Below are 17233 nucleotides of genomic sequence, written 5' to 3' on the forward strand. Positions count from 1 at the left end.
TCCCCCTGCTCCCCCTGCTCCCTCATCTCCCCCTGCTCCCTCATCTCCCCCTGCTCCCTCATCTCCCCCCACCCCTGTCCCCTGTTCCCTGTAAGATAGGGCAACATCACAAGCGGCGTAGCCAATATTACCGCAGGCGGAGGCATTTAATTCTGCTGCTTGAAAAATGGCAGCAATTAAAGCTGTGGTAGTAGTTTTGCCGTTAGTACCAGTAATTCCTACCCAAGGTAGCGATTGCAAATTTCGCCAAGCGAGTTCCATTTCCCCAATGGTTTCAATACCTAATTGGCGTGCCTTGATTAATACGGGAATATCCCAAGGTACGCCAGGACTAACGACTATTAATTGGGGTAAATTACCACCATTCAATTCTAGGGATTGGCCTAGTTTTACGGTTATTTGCTCGGCAGCGAGTTCTTGTTGTTGTTGTAGGAGGGTTTCGGAGGTGTTGCTATCACTTAGCTCTACCTCCCAACCTTCCCGTTTCAACAATCTCGCCGCAGCAACACCAGACTTTCCCAATCCAATTACAGTAGCTCTGGACATAGATTGCAGCAGAGTGTCCCTGGTTAAGCACTCCCTATAGTAGCGTCTATTGGCAAAAATTACACAACTTTTTGTTGACCTACGCTACAGATTTTTGACGATCGCACCAAAGTCAGCTAAAACACGCGCATGATTGCGAACTAATCCAAGTAAGTGCAATCGATTACGTTTAACTTCTGGATCGGAGTCCATAACTAAAACGCTATCTGGCCCATCAAAGAAATTACTAACTGTAGGGGCAATTTTTGCTAGTGCTGCTACTAACAATTGATAATTTCGTGTCTGCTGTGCTGCTAAGGAAAGCGGTACTGATTCGATTAAGGCATTATACAAAGCTGCCTCAGACGGCTTTTGGAATAGTTCTTGACGAACTACGGTTGTTGGTTCTAGCTGTTTTGTATCCAAATCACCTTGAGCGGCTAATCGTGTGGAACGGTTAACGGTTTCGTAGATGTTATCTAAGGTACTGTCGTTGCGGATTTGTTGTAAGTATAAGGCGCGATCGCGTACATCCAATAAATCTTTTAACGCCCGTTCTGTGTATTCTGGGTCATTTTCTCCCAAAACTGCATTTACCAAGTCGTAATCAATCTTTTCTTCTTGTAGTAAGGTGCGGATGCGTTGTAAGAAAAACTCTTGTAACGCTGCGGTTAATGATGCCTGATCTTTGTGATATTTCGCTGCAAAGTCTGTGGATATTTGCGCTAATAAATCATCTAAGTTTATCGGCAAATTATAAAACCAAGTAATTTTAACTACAGCATTAGCCGCACGACGCAAGGCGAAGGGATCAGACGAGCCAGAGGGAATTAAACCTAAACCAAAGATACTTACTAAAGTATCTAATCTATCTGCCAAACCGACAATTTGACCTGTGAGGGTTTCGGGAAAATTATCACCGGCTCCTGTTGGCAAATAATGTTGATAAATTGCCTTTGCTACTTCTCCATCTTCACCACTGGCTAAGGCATATTTTTCTCCCATAATGCCTTGCAATTCGGGAAATTCATACACCATTTGAGTAACCAAATCTGCTTTACATAATAAAGCAGCACGTTGGATTTTTTGACTTTGATTTTCCGCTAATTCTAATTGGGTGCTTATTTGCTCGGCAATCTTGACTACTCTATCTATCTTGGTACGCACCGAACCCAATTCTTCTTGGAAAGTGACTTTTTCTAATTGTGGTAAAAAGCTATCTATTGGCTTAGTTAAATCAGCTTCGTAGAAAAATCTCCCATCAGCTAATCTGGCACGAATTACTCTTTCATTCCCGACGGCAACAATATCTGATTTATTAGGATCAGCGTTAGAAATGGTGATAAAATTCGGCAATAATTCTTTTTCAGAACTATCTGGTTTGAATACAGGGAAATAACGCTGATGAGTAACCATGACTTCAGTAATTACCTCAGTTGGTAATTCCAAAAATTCTGGTTCAAATTTACCAACAACTGTAGAAGGATATTCTACAAGATTGGTTACTTCCTCTAACAAATCGGGGTAAATTACTGTATACCCGCCTAAATTCTCTGCTACTGCCTTTACTTGCTCTTTGATAATATTTGCCCGTTCTTCTGGGTCAACGGTGACAGATGCAGACTTGAGGGCGGTAAGATAATCAGTAGCTTGGGCAATTGTCACAGGTTCAGGATGTAAGACCCGATGACCTTGAGAAATGCGATCGCTCTGAATCGTTTTAGAACCATTCACTAATTCTAGAGGTAGCACCGTATCATCTAACAAAGCTACCAGCCACCGAATTGGTCGGGAAAACCTCGCATCTCCATTTCCCCAACGCATTAAACGCTTACCTTCCAAACCCCAAATCCACTGGGGAATAAGTTCTGTCAAAATTTCCGCCACAGGACGACCGGGAATTCGTTTTTGCACAAACACAAATTCCCCTTTGTCAGTGGGGCGAAGGAACAGCGCATCCATTTCCACGCCTTGCTTTTTGGCAAAACCGATAGCAGCAGCAGTAGGCTGACCATCTTTAAAGGCGGCTTGGGCGGGGGGCCCTTTAATTTCTTCTTCTCGGTCTGGTTGCTGGGATGGTAGACCTTTAATCACTACCGCCAGACGCCGGGGAGTACCGTACACCTGCACACTTTCGCCCTTGAGGCTATTTGCTTCCAGGCTTTGGGGAATGCGCTCCTGCCACTGCACTAAGGCATCACCGAGAAAGCTTGCAGGTAGTTCTTCTGTACCAACTTCTAATAGAAACGCAGGCATATAACACTGTTTTCAACTTTGCGTAGCTCAACTTTATCAGTTATTCTCAAGCGATCGCTCATGGTTTTTAGGTAACTACTACTGCAAGGCGGAAGTCCAAAGTCAATCTTGAGCCACTGCGCCCTTACGATGCCGACTTGTTCAGCAACTGACTCTTAAAAGTCACGCATAATTGTATTCCGAGCTTCTTGTGCCATTTCAATTAACCAGACAACAAGTTGCTCCAGAAACTTCTTAAAATTAGGCAAACTCCCGCCACATTTTACTATAGTTTGGATGTTTTGCGTAAATTTTTAACTTAGATAAACTTGGCATTTTATGCAAAACTTCACAAAAAAAGTGTTTCACTTCATTGATTCATTACATTTGCTACCGTAGTTTTATGCGGTATTTACGTATATATATTTCTATCGTAAGCTTAGTTTTGTTTAATGCATTGATATTTGCATTATTTCAATAAATTTTGGAGTTATGATCATGAAAAACATTTTCAGCAAAATCGCCGCGATCGCAGCAACTAGTGCTGCTTTTACTGTTGCTGTTGCTGCTGCTAACAACCCAGCGCAAGCTATTGAGTTGAACTTTAACTGGCAAGGTGATGCTGGTTATTCAGCAATAGGTTCATTTAGCTACGACGAAACTACAGCACCTACAATTATTTCAGAAAGTGGTAGTGGAGCAACCAACTTTTTACAGTCCTTGAATGTCTCCTTCTTAGACCCATCTAATAATCCTCTGGGAACTTATAACACCGTTACTGGTGGAGTGTCACAATCTAATTTCTTCGCTTTCAACTTTGATACTTCCACTCAGACATTGTTTGGCCCCTTGGATATAGCAGGAGGGACGGGTATAATTGGAGAATATTTCTTCCAAGGAACGGTTGGTGACTCTTTGTTCTTACGTCAGGATATCGATCAACAGTCAGCATTTAGAACATTAGATCAAAATTCTGGTTCTATTCAGGTATCGAAAGTCCCTGAACCTGCTTCTCTGTTGGGTTTACTGGCATTTGCTGGGTTGGGTGTAGCTTCAACTTTGAAGAAAAAGCAAGCCTCTTGCTAGAAATTAGGACTTTCTAGTTCAAAGGCAATACCGTCTCATCTAACAAAGTTAACAGCCAGCGAATTGCTCAGAAAAACCTCCCATCCCGATTATTCCTACAGACTTAACAAGAACAGCCCCAACCCTTGTAGCATTGGCTACGGTGTACACACAAGTCTTCTAACATTGCTTTATCAGCTTTTGATCCTCCCAATTTATCGGGGAGCCACTGCGGTCTTGGGGTCTCCCCAAGTGAAGCAAGTGGCGTGGATTTAGGGGAATCTATAACGATTTTTTGTACAGAGATATGTGTACACCTTAGCCTTTTAGGAGAGAGGAATGGAAGTTAGGTGAGAGTGTATTGCATACATAGACGCGTAGCGATGAGGGGGTCGCAGTTTTCTCCCAAGGGGAGACGCTAAAAGCGATAGCGTAGCGATAGCGAGTCCGCGAGCGTCTGGCGGTTCCCGTCGTTAGCGCAGCGTAAAGCCTTCGGCATGGCTTCGCTTAGAGCGAGTCTTCTCCCAAGGGGAGACGCAATCATGCGAACGAGCGTCTTGCGATAGCGTAGCGTTAGCGACGTTAGGAGCGTCACCCCCGAACCCGATAGCGTAGCGTTAGCGACAAAGGAGCGTCAGGGCTTCCCGCAGGGTAGGAGCGTAGACGCAAAGCGGCTTGTCGTAAGGCATCGCTATAAACTCGGTATTTTATAGCAAACTTCACAAAAAAGTCACAAAAAAGTGTTTATCTTCATTGATTCATTACATTTGCTATCGTAGTTTTATGCGGTATTTACGTACAGATATTTCTATCGTAAGCTTAGTTTTGTTTGATGCACTGATATCTGCATCATTTTAATCAATTTTGGAGTTATGATCATGAAAAACATTTTCAGCAAAATCGCCGTGATCGCAGCAACCAGTGCTGCTTTTACTGTTGCTGTTGCTGCTGCTAACAACCCAGCGCAAGCTATTGAGTTGAACTTTAACTGGCAAGGTGATGCTGGTTATTCAGCAATAGGTTCATTTAGCTACGACGAAACTACAGCACCTACAATTATTTCAGAAAGTGGTAGTGGAGCAACCAACTTTTTAGAATCCTTGAATGTTTCCTTCTTAGACCCATCTAATAATCCTCTTGGAACTTATAACACCGTTACTGGTGGAGTGTCACAATCTGATTTCTTCGCTTTCAACTTTGATACTTCCACTCACACATTGTTTGGCCCCCTTAATGTAGGAGGAGGAACGGGTGTAATTGGAGAATACTTCTTTTCTGGAACGGTTGGCGACTCTTTGCGATTACGTCAGGATGTAGATCAACAGGGAACGTCAATAACACTAGATCAGAATTCTGGTTCTATTCAGGTATCCAAAGTCCCTGAACCTGCTTCTATGCTGGGTTTGCTAGCATTTGCTGCCTTAGGTGTAGGTTCATCTTTGAAGAAAAAGCAAGCCTCTTGCTAGAAATTAGGGCTTTCTAGTGAAAGCTTGCCAAATTTACTGAATCTCTATTCTAGCCCTACTAGTTCACTGAACTGGTACGGCTATCATTCAACCTCATTGGTTCGTCATCAACAAAAATCGGCGGGAATCCCCTACCTTCAAGAGAGGTGTCCGGGATAAGCGCCCGCCGATCTAATCATTAGTCATTGGCACTAATGACTAGTAACTAATGACTTCGATTTCCCCACGACTTAAAGTTGTGCAATGAGTAAACACTATGTGCCACTTTAAAGGGCGTAATGCGGGTTATATGCACGAGCTTGAATATGATGGTAGAATCCCCAAAGTATAAATTTAGGCATTAGTTCAGAAACAACCAGACCAAATATTGTGAAACAACCAGACCAAATATTGTCACGATCACCAGAAACTAAAACCTATGTCTAGAAGAGGATGTTTTAAAAGGGTCTTTTACTCTAATTGTGAACACAGCGAAGCATCTCAGTAAATAGCTGAAACCTGATATTTTCGTTGCAGTTTATCCAAGTCAAAACCAGAAAATTATACCTTCTGGAACTTTTAAAACCCCCTCTAATAGCCTAAGTTATTTACACAAGGTGATATTTTGATTTTTAAGTGATTTATGCACTATAAAAATCCTCTTTTAAAAACCACTAAAAAATTCCTTAACAATGTTTAATACACTGTTAAGGAAGTAAATTTATAAATTCAAATAACTAATAAAAGTAGCAGCCCATACTGACTATTAAAGGAATAAATCCGATTATATCCGGCTGTCTTCACAAAATTCATAAATAGCTCATGCACATTCTGATTTATTCCTACAACTATCATCCAGAGCCGATTGGTATTGCTCCGTTAATGACTGAATTAGCAGAAGGACTAGTAAAACGAGGTCACCAAGTGCGCGTGATTACAGGAATGCCAAACTATCCTCAGCGCGAAATTTACGATGAGTATCGAGGTAAGTTGTACGTAACTGAACAAACAAATGGCGTCACCATTCAACGAAGTTACCTGCGAATTAAGTCTAAACCTAATCTCCTAGATCGGCTGTTGCTGGAGTTGAGCTTTGTTTTCACGAGCTTACCCCAAGCCTTTAAAGGCAGACGCCCCGATGTAATTGTCTTAACAGTTCCGCCTCTTTTCGGTACTTTACCAGTAACAATATTTGGTTGGTTATACAACTGCCCAGTAGTTCTAAATGTGCAAGATATTCTACCAGATGCTGCGGTACGTATCGGGCTATTAAAGAACAAGTGGATGATCCGAACTCTTGCAGCCCTAGAAAAATTTGCATATCGGTCTGCACACACTATTAGTGTTATTGCCGATGGGTTTCGTGAGAATTTAGTGAATAAGGGAGTACCTGTTAATAAAATCGTTTGTATTCCCAATTGGGTGAATGTAAATTTTATCTGCCCCTTACCAAAACAGAACAATTCCTGGATATCTAGCCATCAACTTGATGGAAAATTTGTAGTACTTTATTCGGGCAATATTGCTCTAACGCAAGGTTTAGAAACAGTAATAGAAGCAGCAGTTTGCTTGCGTCATATCAAGGAGATTGTCTTTGTCATCGTTGGCGAATCAATAGCATTGCAAAGGTTGCAGGAATATTGTCTTTTAAATGGAGCAGATAATGTTTTGCTGCTACCGTTGCAGCCGCGAGAAAAACTACCCGAAATGCTAGCAGCATCTGATGTTGGGTTGATTGTGCAAAAGCGCAATGTGATTTCGTTTAATATGCCTTCAAAAATACCACTCATATTGGCAAGTGGTCGCCCGATTGTGGGTTCAGTTCCCGCCACTGGTACTGCTGCAAAAGCAATCAAACTCAGTGGTGGTGGGATAATTGTTGAGCCAGAATCACCCGATGCAATGGCTGCTGCGGTGCATGATTTATATGCTAATCCGACTCTAGGGGCGAGGTTAGGTAACGCAGGAAGACAGTTTGCCGAAGAAAACTATTCCTTGGAGCAAGCACTTAATCGGTATGAAGGGCTGCTTTCTCATATTGTTGCTAACCGAAAATCAACTTTAGGTAACTTGCCGAAATTAAATTCCAAGAAATCAGTTGTGGATGGTTAATATGGCTGGATACTGGGGATTTTTTACAAAAATGGGATGCTTTCTTAATTAGCGAACATTAAGCAACTGGGAGGACAAAACCGTAATTAGGAAAAATTAAATCACCCATTCGGGTGAGTTGAAAATCAACCGATCGGGTGACCTAAGTGTAGGAAGTTGAGACTGCTAAAAAATAGGACTCTAGAGAACACTGGTTTATTGCACGTCGTTCTTGATGAGGATAACTCGATGAAACTTGCAACGTTACTTAATAAAGCTGAGTTAACAACGTTGGCGTACTCGTAGGTCGAAGCAAGCTACGCGCAGCGTGTCGCAGACAAGCCTCTCCAAGAGTTGGCATTGCTCCATACTTTTTTCTTCCCTAAGATCAGTATTCACTACTACTTAAGAGCGATAAACTCATCTGTAACTTATATTCATCTCATCTTTTATGTGGTTAGAATGCAAGCAAGCACTTGCAAACGCTCATGAAAAACTTAGCATCAAGGAGGGCACAAACTCATGCACGCTTGATCAAGGCAGCAACTCAGGTGTTTGCAACAGCAGGTTTAACTGGAGCGACAACGCGAGAAATTGCTCGTGTTGCTGCGGTCAATGAGGTAACTTTATTTCGTCATTTCCAGAACAAAGAGCAACTACTAGCTGCTGTGATTACCGAAGCGATCGCTTTACAGGCAGAAGCTTTAACCCATCACGACGACTGGACTCAAGACCTATACATTGACCTCAAAAATTATGCAAAGCTTTGCAACCAGATGATAGAGGAGCATGAAGACCTGATTCGGACATTTATTGGGGAAGCGAAGCGACATCCCCAAGCCGCCCATCTAATCTTATACGAAACTGACAAATCGCTGCGCGAACAGCTAGTTGTGTACTTGCAAAAAAATCAAGAGAAAGGCACGGTGTCCTCAGATATAGATTTGAAAGCATCTGTAGATAGTTTCACGGGTATGTTGCTTCACGGTATCTTGCGTTTTAGCGATATCCCCACCGTACTAGAGTACAGTCGTGAATGCTACGTGGAAACTTGTGTGAATTTATTTGTGCGCGGTATTAGCACTTTGCCGTTGCAGGAAGTAGGAGGTTCAGTTGATTAGTCTGCAACAAGATTAACCCTGTTTTCTTGTTCAGCTAAGGCACTGCGTTGATACTACCTAAAAAAAGTTTTATAAATTACACTTTGAAAATGATTTGAGCTAAGTAATGTACAAAATAGCCAGAATGTGCTGAACGATATTTATTTCAGGTGCTAGACAACGTGAGCGATCGCCCAAATACCTAAATATATATTTATCACCAACATCAAGAAAAAAGGGTTAAAAAACTATTCAAACCAGGACTTACGCACAAGGAACGGAAAATCGAACCACAGAGGACGCAGAGAAGCCAGTGCGCCCTTGCGGTTAAGAGACTTGAAGCAACTGGCGCGACACGGAGGAATAAGAGTTTGAGAGGTTTTCTGCGTAAGTCCTACAAACAATGTTTTTTTAGCGAAGAGTAGATTGCCCAAGTCTAAATCCACAAGACGAGAAACCGAATATGTCCCATTCTGAGTTCCCTGATTCTCCCCTATCCATTGAAACAGAACAGGCTTCTGTTAACGATTCTAGTCAAGAGTCGCAACCATTGCCAGAGCGATCGCCTAAGCCACCTCAAAAGCGGCGTTGGCCCCTGCTGTTGGGAATCATCCTATTAATTGCAGGTGTTGGTTTTGGTTGGCGCTGGTGGCAAACTAGTAATGCTAGCAATGCACCACCGGGCGGGCCTGCTGCTGGTCAACCTATGGCAATTCCCGTCAAGCTAGCAACTGTGCAAACTGAAACCGTGCAGGAAAGCTCAGAGTTTATTGGCTCCTTAGAAGCTCCACGTTCGGCAATTATCAAGCCACAGGTTGAAGGACGAGTAACCCAGATTTTCATCCAAGAGGGTAACCGTGTTCAACAAGGGCAAGTTATTATTAGCCTGCAAAGTGATGATGTCCAAGCTCAATTATCACAAGCCAAAGGCGCACTAGAACAAGCCCAAGCACGTCTTGCTGAACTCCAAGCGGGTACGCGACAAGAAGAAGTTGCTCAAGCCAGAGCGCAGTTAACCCAAGCCCAAGCTCGGTTTAGAGATGCCCAATCGGGATCACAACCAGAAGAAATTGCTCAGGCTGAGGCTCAAATTCAGTCAGCTAAATCTGATGTGGAACTAGCACAGTCACGAGCCAAGCGATACGCACAATTGAGAAAAGAGGGTGCAGTTTCTCAAGATACCTTAGAAGGATATGTCAAAGAACAGCAAAGTGCTGAAGCTGCCCTTGTCGTAGCCCAGAAACGGCTAGACCAACTCCGCCAAAGTAGAAATTCTAGTATCAATGAGCTAGCTGGTGCCCTAGAACAACAGAAACAAAACTTAAGGCAACTAGAAAATGGTTCCCGCCCAGAAGAAATTGCCCAAGCGCGATCGCAAGTAACTCAAGCAGCTGCCCAAGTCCAAGCTGCCCAAGTCCAAGTGCAATACACAAAAGTCCTTGCACCTTTCACTGGCATTGTTGGTGATATTCCAACAAAGGTGGGAGATTATGTGGAAAAAGCAGACCAGCTCACTACACTGACTAGAAACGACTCTTTAGAACTGAATATTTCCGTTCCCCTAGAAGAAGCCAAAAAACTGCGCTTGGGATTACCAGTGCAAATGCTGGATGCCCAAGGCAAAACCACAGCAAGGGGTAAGCTGAGTTTCATCTCTCCAAATGCAAGTTCAGATTCGCAGACAGTTTTAGTTAAAGCCAACTTTGGCAATTCTAGAAGTCAACTGATCAATCGCCAGTCAGTCCAAACCAAAGTGATTTGGAACCAACGTCCAGGAATCTTAATTCCAGTTACAGCAGTATCTCGTTTGGGTGGGGAGACTTTTGTGTTTGTGGCTCAAGCGCCAGCAGAAAAGTCTAAACCTGGAGCGCCATCTTTAGTGGCTCAACAAAAACCTGTGAAATTGGGAGTTATTGAGGGGAATAATTATCAAGTTATCGAAGGACTAAAGGCTGGAGACAAAATTGTTGTTTCCGGTATTCTCAACCTAACCAATGGCGCTCCCATCGCTCCTGCACCCCAAGAAGTGGGTAGCCGGAAGCCTTAGTTGAACACGGGAGCAGGGGAGCAAAGGGGCAGAAGAGCAGAGGGGAAGTTGCAGTAAATCTTTTGCCTTAGTACCTCTTTTTGCCTCTTGTACCCAATGCCCAATGCCAAATATCCAATGCCCAATTTTTTAAACTATGTTTGTTGACTTCTTTATTAAGCGGCCAATCTTTGCGTCGGTCTGTGCGATCTTTATCCTTTTAATAGGATTAATCAGTATTGCAACACTTCCGATCGCTAGGTTCCCAGAAATTAGTCCCACCCAAATCACTGTCACTTCCAACTATAGCGGAGCTAGTGCAGAAGTTGTAGAAAGCGGTGTGACAAATATCTTAGAAAGGCAAATCAACGGGGTTGAGGGACTAAGATATCTGACTTCCAGTAGCAGTAACGATGGTACTAGCACTATTACAGCCACCTTTGATTCATCGCGGGATAAAGATATTGCGGCTGTGGATGTGCAAAATCGTGTTTCTATTGCTCAACCACAACTACCAGACTCTGTGCAGCGCACGGGAGTGCGGGTATCTAAAGAATCTAGCAACATTCTCTTAGCAATTGGTTTATTCGCTGAAAATAATGAATATGACAATATATTTTTAAGCAACTATGCCGACCTTTACTTAGCAGATGCTTTAAAAAGAGTCAAAGGCGTGAGCAACGCTCAAATTTTTGGCGAACGCCGCTACGCAATGCGCCTGTGGTTAGATCCGAGTCGCCTTGCCAATCGGGGACTAACGACCAAAGATGTAGCGAATGCCTTATCCGAACAAAACTTGCAAGTTGGTGCAGGGAGAATTGGACAAGAACCGGCTCCTGAAGGACAGAAGTATCAACTTGATGTGCGTGCTGCTAGCCGATTAGCAGAACCATCAGAATTTGAAGAAATTGTCCTCAAAACTGGAGATGATGGCACATTAGTTAAGCTCAAAGATGTGGGTAGAGCAGAACTGGGTGCAGAAAACTACAGTTCATTTCTGCGATTTAGTGGTAACGATGCTGTCGGTTTAGGGATTTATCAAGTTCCTGGTAGTAATGCCTTGGATGTGGCTAAGGGAGTCAAGGCCGAACTAGTGCGATTAGCTCCGAGTTTTCCCCCAGGGCTGAAATATCAGGTAGCTTTTGACACAACATCCTTTGTAGAAGAGTCGATGGCAGAAGTCATCAAGACTCTGATTGAATCGGTGGTGCTGGTTGTAATTGTAATTTTTGTGTTTTTGCAGGACTGGCGAACTACCTTAATTCCAGCGTTGACAATTCCACTTTCCTTAATTGGGACATTTGCCTTCGTCAAAGTTTTTAACTTTTCCATGAATAGTTTGACTTTGTTTGGTCTAACTTTAGGCTCTGGGATGGTGGTAGACGATGCGATCGTTATAGTGGAGCAAATTAGCCGCTTTATTAAGGATAAAGGTATAAGTCCTCGCCGAGCCGCTAGTGAATCAATGGCGGAACTGTTTGGCGCGGTTATTGCCACTTCACTAGTATTGATGGCGGTGTTTGTGCCAGTGGCATTTTTTCCAGGAACCACAGGCGCACTTTATCAGCAATTTGCTCTTACCATTGCCTTTTCCATTGCGATTTCGACCTTTTTGGCTTTGACTCTGACACCTTCTTTGTGTGGGGTGTTGCTGCGTCAAGGACAAAGACCTTCAGGCTGGCTGGGTTGGATTTTTGGCCACATTAATCGCTTTCTCGACTGGGCACAGCATAATTATAAGCGATCGCTGAATTTTCTCACCCGCTTCAAAAGTGTCATTATCGGGTTGTTTATCGTCTCCTTGGGAATGACTGCTTGGCTGTACACCACAGTACCAACAGCCTTTCTACCCGATGAAGACGAAGGCTACTTCATCACCATCATCCAAGGGCCTCAAGGGGTTTCGTTGCAATATACCAGCGATGTCATGGCACAGGTAGAAAAAGAAATCCAGCCACTTCCAGAAGTGCTGGCGACTTTCGCCGTGGGAGGATTTGGTTTTAGTGGTAGCACCGCCAATAGCGGCATCATCTTTACAACTTTAAAACCTTGGGCAGAACGCTCAAGACCTGATCAATCAGTACAGGCGATTATTGGCAAATTGCAAGGGAAGTTATTGGCAATCCCAGAAGCTAGGGTTTTTCCTGTAAATCCGCCACCAATTCAGGGTTTAGGCAACTTTGGCGGCTTTGTCTTTCAACTGCAAGACCGCAGAGGTAACAGCGGCTTAGAAAATCTAGTCCAGTCGATGGGTAAGTTGCTAGGTCGCGCCAATCAAACACCAGGATTACAAGCTGTATTTAGCACTTTTGCCGCAGATACACCACAATTACTTGTGGAAGTAGACCGCAATAAAGCCAAATCATTGCAAGTTTCCATAGATGATGTCTTCAGTACTTTACAAACTGCTTTGGGATCGCAATATGTAAATGATTTCAATCTCCAGCAGCGTAGTTACCGGGTGTATATCCAGGCAGATCAACAGTTTCGTTCCAATCCAAAAGATATTGGCAAACTATACGTTCGTTCTCAAAAGAATCAAATGGTTCCTTTGAGTAACTTAGTCACAGTTACTCAAACTGTGGGAGCGCAAACGATAAATCACTACAATCTGTTCCGCTCAATTGAAATTAATGGTTCCGCCGCCCCTGGCTCTAGTTCTGGAGACGCTATTAAGGCAATGGAACAAGTTGCTAAAGAAGTTTTACCAGCAGGTTATGGCTACGAATGGTCAGGGACTGCATTAGAAGAAATAGATTCTGGTGGTTTAGCACCCCTGATTTTTGGATTAGGAATAATCTTTGTGTTTTTAGTACTAGCCGCTCAATACGAGAATTACGTTGACCCCTTTATCATTCTGTTATCAGTTCCCTTAGCTATCTTTGGAGCGCTGATAGCTCAATCAATGCGAGGTTTTGCTAATGATGTCTACTGTCAAATTGGTTTAGTAATGTTGATTGGTTTAGCTAGTAAGAACGCTATTTTGATTGTGGAATTTGCTAACCAATTGCGAGAGCAGGGGCTTTCAATTACCAAAGCAGTAATTGAGGCTTCGCAAGAGCGGTTACGTCCAATTTTGATGACTGCCTTTTCTACACTTTTGGGGATTTTTCCCTTGGCTGTTGCTACAGGTGCTGGTGCAGGAAGTCGGCAATCTTTGGGAACAGCAGTTTTTGGTGGAATGTTAATTGCGACTTTCTTGAGTTTGTTTGTAGTGCCAATTTTGTATATCGTCATTAAGACGACAACAGAGCGCTTTATCAAACCAAATCGCCATCAAAAACTGCAAACGGAAGCAGTTTCCTTGGATGGAAAAACTGTTGCATATTCAACAAACGCTGAGGATTAATTCGTAATTCGTAATTCGTAATTCGTAATTCGTAATTAATTGTCCCCTGTCCTCTATGCCCCTCTTCCCTGTGCCCTATAAACATCGTAGTATGAGGAGATGGGGAAGACTACTTTCAAGTTCAAATTTTAACAAGAGAGGCAGTTCTTGCTGATCGCCTTTGGCGTCTCCCTTTGGAAGAGGGCATCCTGCCTTGTCTTCTTCACCGAACCGCAGAGGCGCAGAGGACACAGAGAAAAGAGAGAAGAGTGCTTTATTTCAGTAATCTCAGACCACTGAGGGTAACTAAGACTGTAGAACCTTCATGCCCAATGACGCCGATGGGTAGGTTAATATTGCCTAGAAAGTTGCCCACCAAAAGCAACATAATAAAACCCAACGCTACGAATATATTCTGTTTTACTATGACTTGCGATCGCCTGCCCAAATGCATCGCTACAGCAATTTTTTCTAACCTGTCTGCCATCAGTACTATATCTGCGGTTTCCAATGCCACATCACTACCAGATACTCCCATCGCTATACCTACAGATGCTTGCGCTAGGGCTGGTGCATCATTAATTCCATCGCCCACCATTGCAACTGTTTGATATTCTTGCTGTAGACGGCGGATAACATCAAGCTTATCTTCTGGTAAAAGTTGAGCATATACCCGATCAATTCCTACTGCTTTGGCGACACTATGAGCAGTTTCCTGATTATCCCCAGTTAACATGACAATTTGTTCAACTCCCAGTTTCTTTAACCGGGTAATGGTTGCGGCTGCTTGCGATCTTACTTCATCTGCGATCGCAATTACACCCATCACCTCGCCTCCCCTCTCGAAAAGCGGGGTGGGGTTCTTCGCTACCCAAACCACAGTTTTACCTTCTTGCTCTAAAGATTGAGCTATTTCTCGCAACTCTTTAGGTAAATTTGTTACATACTTTTGCACAAAAATGGCATTCCCCACAATTACCTGTTGTTCTTGGGCGATTCCCAAAATTCCCTGTCCAGGTATAGCTTGCACTTCAACTGCACCAACCCAATCCAAATCACCAGCCGCCTGCACAATTGCCTTACCGATGGGATGTTCTGAATAGGATTCCACACTAGCGGCAGCTTTTAATACATCTAATTGTGTGTATTCACTAACTGAAATTACCTGAAATACCTGCACCTGTCCTGTTGTTAGAGTACCAGTTTTATCAAATGCGATCGCTCGGACTTTGCCAATCTTCTCCAACTGCGCCCCATTTTTAAACAAAATCCCCTGTCTTGCACCATTGGCGATTCCTGAAAGTAGGGTGGGCATAATTGCAGCCATTAGCGCACAGGGAGAAGCAACCACTAGGAAAGTAAGCGCCCGATAAATCGTCGTTTCCCAATCCCAACCCCAAAAAAATGGTGGTAAAGTTGCCAGCAATATCCCAGCTACTACAATGACTTTTGCATATCCTTTTTCAAAGCGATCGATAAACTCTTGCGAAGGAGGAGCTTGAGTCTTTGCTTGTTCTACCAAGCGAATCACACGCTGAATTAAACTGCTTTGGGCTGGTTTGTGTACCTTAATCTGCAATGCACCATAGCCGTTGAGTGTGCCGGCAAATACTTCTTCGCCCACTGTTTTCTCTACAGGTAAAGACTCACCTGTAATTGCAGCTTGATTGAGGGTGCTGTAACCAGATAAAATTATCCCATCAGTAGGAATTAGCTCTCCGGGTTTGACGACAATTTCATCACCGACTTTTAGCTGACTAATAGGAATTTCCTCTTCCTTCCCCTGAAGCAAAACCCTTGCTGTATCTGGTGTCAGGCTCATCAAACTCTTGATACTCCGCTCAGTTCGCTGCATGGCGTAGCCTTCTAGTGCGCCACTGATAGCGAAGATGAGAATCAAAATTGCCCCATCAATAATTAGATGATATTCTCTTCGCCATAAGCCGAGACTAGCAGCACCAATCGCCGCCACAATCATCAGCAAATCTACATCGAGTTCTTTTTCTTTGAAGAGAGTAGTCAATCCTTCCCGCGCACTTTCGTAACCACCAATTACATAAGCAGCAGGTAGCAACAGTAACGCTAATCCCAAAGCGCCAAGATGCAAGGCGAACCATCCGAGAAATAACAATAAGCCACACAAAAGGGCTGCTACGGTATCTGCGTGTTCTCTGGTGAATTGGGTGAAACGTTGGGGGTAGAGCATGAGAGGTGAATTAACAGGGACTCTCTCAGGCTAAACCTTAACATTAATGTTAATGTCAAGGTTTATAATGATTTTGAAACGCAGAGTGGATAGGTTCGCAGAGTGATTTTCTATGTTAATGTGTGTTTTATTCTGGGTATGGTGCGGTAATTTATAAACCTTCAAATTTATTATTAGAGGGTAAAAGCGATTGCCTCTGGCACGCTTCACGATCGCAAAAAAGTGCTAAATCTTGTAGATACCAGTGTTAAAGTTCAAGATATAAATATCTGTAATAGTCGGAGTTATCTTGCTGTTAGAGACTAAAAACCAGCCAAATTTAATTCTTTATGTAACCAAGATTGATGATAATCCCCATCATTTTAAGAAGTTATTCAAACTTAGGGATGAAATTGAGCAATTACCCCAAGATTGCTTAAATATCAAGGTAGATTTTCACTACTGCGAATTTTTGGGACACTACGGCGTTGCTTTTTTGGGGGGACTATTTCGTCTTATCGAAGCTCGTGGCGGTGATGTGGCTTTCGATTGGAATACAGTTCCAGACAAAATTCGGATGAACTTAGCTCAGAATGGCTTCTTGTGTAATTTCGGTTTTGACACAAAACCCTGGCATGGCAACTCTATACCTTACCGGAATGATCTTCAGCAGGATATGAGTGCTATTGCAGATTACCTGAAATATAATTGGCTGGGCAAAGGTTGGGTCAACATCAGTCCAAGACTACAAGATGCAATTACAGGGCGAGTCTTAGAGATATATTTCAATGCATTTGATCATAGTCAATCTGCTGTGGGGGTGTTCAGCTGCGGTCAGCACTACCCCAAGCTTGGTTTTCTTCATCTGACGGTCATTGACTTTGGTATTGGTATCCCTAGTAGTGTTCGCTCTCTACCTCAGAACCTAGACAAGACTGCTAATGAGGCTCTACAGTGGGCGTTCAAGCCTGGAAATAGCACTAAGCAAGACAGTATCTCCCGTGGCGCAGGCTTAAATTTATTGCAGGAGTTCATCGTAAAAAATCATGGAAACCTTACAATTTTTAGTAATGACGGATATGTCAACATAGGCGATAATATTATATATGAGAACAAATGTACTAACTTTAGAGGAACCTTAATTAATATTGCACTTCGCTGTGATGAATCTTACTACTGCCTAGCAACTGAAGCTCATCAACTTAAGAAGCGGTTATTTTAAAGAGGGAGATA

10 protein-coding genes are annotated in these 17233 nt (G+C 43.1%); 7 read left to right on the top strand and 3 right to left on the bottom strand.

Translation table 11 applies throughout. From position 1 onward, the window contains the following. Window positions 1–546, bottom strand: a 546-nt coding sequence (locus LC586_RS28875; protein ID WP_267921741.1) for a Mur ligase family protein, incomplete at its 3' end; no start/stop codon positions are given. An 84-nt stretch (window positions 547–630) separates the two neighbouring features. Continuing rightward, a complete protein-coding gene (gene glyS, locus LC586_RS28880; RefSeq protein ID WP_229488651.1) occupies window positions 631–2781 on the bottom strand; it encodes a glycine--tRNA ligase subunit beta in 2151 nt (716 codons plus the stop codon). A 477-nt stretch (window positions 2782–3258) separates the two neighbouring features. Between glyS and LC586_RS28885 the strand changes: the two genes are divergently transcribed. The 6 genes from LC586_RS28885 (at window position 3259) to LC586_RS28910 (ending at window position 13836) form a co-directional block, all read left to right on the top strand. Further along, window positions 3259–3846: a PEP-CTERM sorting domain-containing protein gene (locus LC586_RS28885; protein ID WP_229488652.1), complete on the top strand. Its 588-nt coding sequence runs from the start codon at window positions 3259–3261 to the stop codon at window positions 3844–3846. 857 nt (window positions 3847–4703) lie between these two features. Then, on the top strand, window positions 4704–5291 hold the full coding sequence (locus tag LC586_RS28890; RefSeq protein ID WP_229488653.1) for a PEP-CTERM sorting domain-containing protein: 588 nt from the start codon (window positions 4704–4706) through the stop codon (window positions 5289–5291). Window positions 5292–6092: 801 nt separating this feature from the next. Further along, complete coding sequence (locus tag LC586_RS28895) at window positions 6093–7382, top strand: glycosyltransferase family 4 protein (RefSeq protein ID WP_229488654.1); 1290 nt, start codon at window positions 6093–6095, stop codon at window positions 7380–7382. 467 nt (window positions 7383–7849) lie between these two features. Beyond that, on the top strand, window positions 7850–8482 hold the full coding sequence (locus tag LC586_RS28900) for a TetR/AcrR family transcriptional regulator (protein WP_229488655.1): 633 nt from the start codon (window positions 7850–7852) through the stop codon (window positions 8480–8482). Window positions 8483–8924: 442 nt separating this feature from the next. Continuing rightward, the gene (locus LC586_RS28905) at window positions 8925–10508 is read left to right on the top strand and encodes an efflux RND transporter periplasmic adaptor subunit (protein ID WP_229488656.1); all 1584 of its coding nucleotides are present in this window, start codon (window positions 8925–8927) and stop codon (window positions 10506–10508) included. Window positions 10509–10644: 136 nt separating this feature from the next. Continuing rightward, window positions 10645–13836, top strand: a complete 3192-nt coding sequence (locus LC586_RS28910) for an efflux RND transporter permease subunit (RefSeq protein WP_229488657.1) — start codon at window positions 10645–10647, stop codon at window positions 13834–13836. 253 nt (window positions 13837–14089) lie between these two features. On the opposite strand, the gene LC586_RS28915 is transcribed toward LC586_RS28910, so the two are convergent. Beyond that, window positions 14090–16021, bottom strand: coding sequence for a heavy metal translocating P-type ATPase (locus LC586_RS28915; RefSeq protein WP_229488658.1), 1932 nt, complete (start codon window positions 16019–16021; stop codon window positions 14090–14092). A 289-nt stretch (window positions 16022–16310) separates the two neighbouring features. On the opposite strand from LC586_RS28915, the gene LC586_RS28920 reads away from it, so the two are divergent. After that, window positions 16311–17222 (top strand): ATP-binding protein, encoded by a 912-nt coding sequence (locus LC586_RS28920; protein ID WP_229488659.1) that lies wholly within the window; start codon window positions 16311–16313, stop codon window positions 17220–17222. Window positions 17223–17233 lie beyond the last annotated feature (11 nt).

This window comes from Nostoc favosum CHAB5714 (assembly GCF_020829495.1).
GTDB classification, from domain to species: Bacteria; Cyanobacteriota; Cyanobacteriia; order Cyanobacteriales; family Nostocaceae; genus Nostoc; species Nostoc favosum.

Excerpts from the sequence above, each read along its gene's own strand:
- LC586_RS28885 (WP_229488652.1), top strand. The coding sequence starts at position 3,259 with ATGAAAAACATTTTCAGCAAAATCGCCGCGATCGCAGCAACTAGTGCT.
- LC586_RS28890 (WP_229488653.1), top strand. The coding sequence starts at position 4,704 with ATGAAAAACATTTTCAGCAAAATCGCCGTGATCGCAGCAACCAGTGCT.
- glyS (WP_229488651.1), bottom strand. The coding sequence starts at position 2,781 with ATGCCTGCGTTTCTATTAGAAGTTGGTACAGAAGAACTACCTGCAAGC.
- LC586_RS28915 (WP_229488658.1), bottom strand. The coding sequence starts at position 16,021 with ATGCTCTACCCCCAACGTTTCACCCAATTCACCAGAGAACACGCAGAT.
- LC586_RS28910 (WP_229488657.1), top strand. The coding sequence starts at position 10,645 with ATGTTTGTTGACTTCTTTATTAAGCGGCCAATCTTTGCGTCGGTCTGT.
- LC586_RS28900 (WP_229488655.1), top strand. The coding sequence starts at position 7,850 with ATGAAAAACTTAGCATCAAGGAGGGCACAAACTCATGCACGCTTGATC.
- LC586_RS28905 (WP_229488656.1), top strand. The coding sequence starts at position 8,925 with ATGTCCCATTCTGAGTTCCCTGATTCTCCCCTATCCATTGAAACAGAA.
- LC586_RS28895 (WP_229488654.1), top strand. The coding sequence starts at position 6,093 with ATGCACATTCTGATTTATTCCTACAACTATCATCCAGAGCCGATTGGT.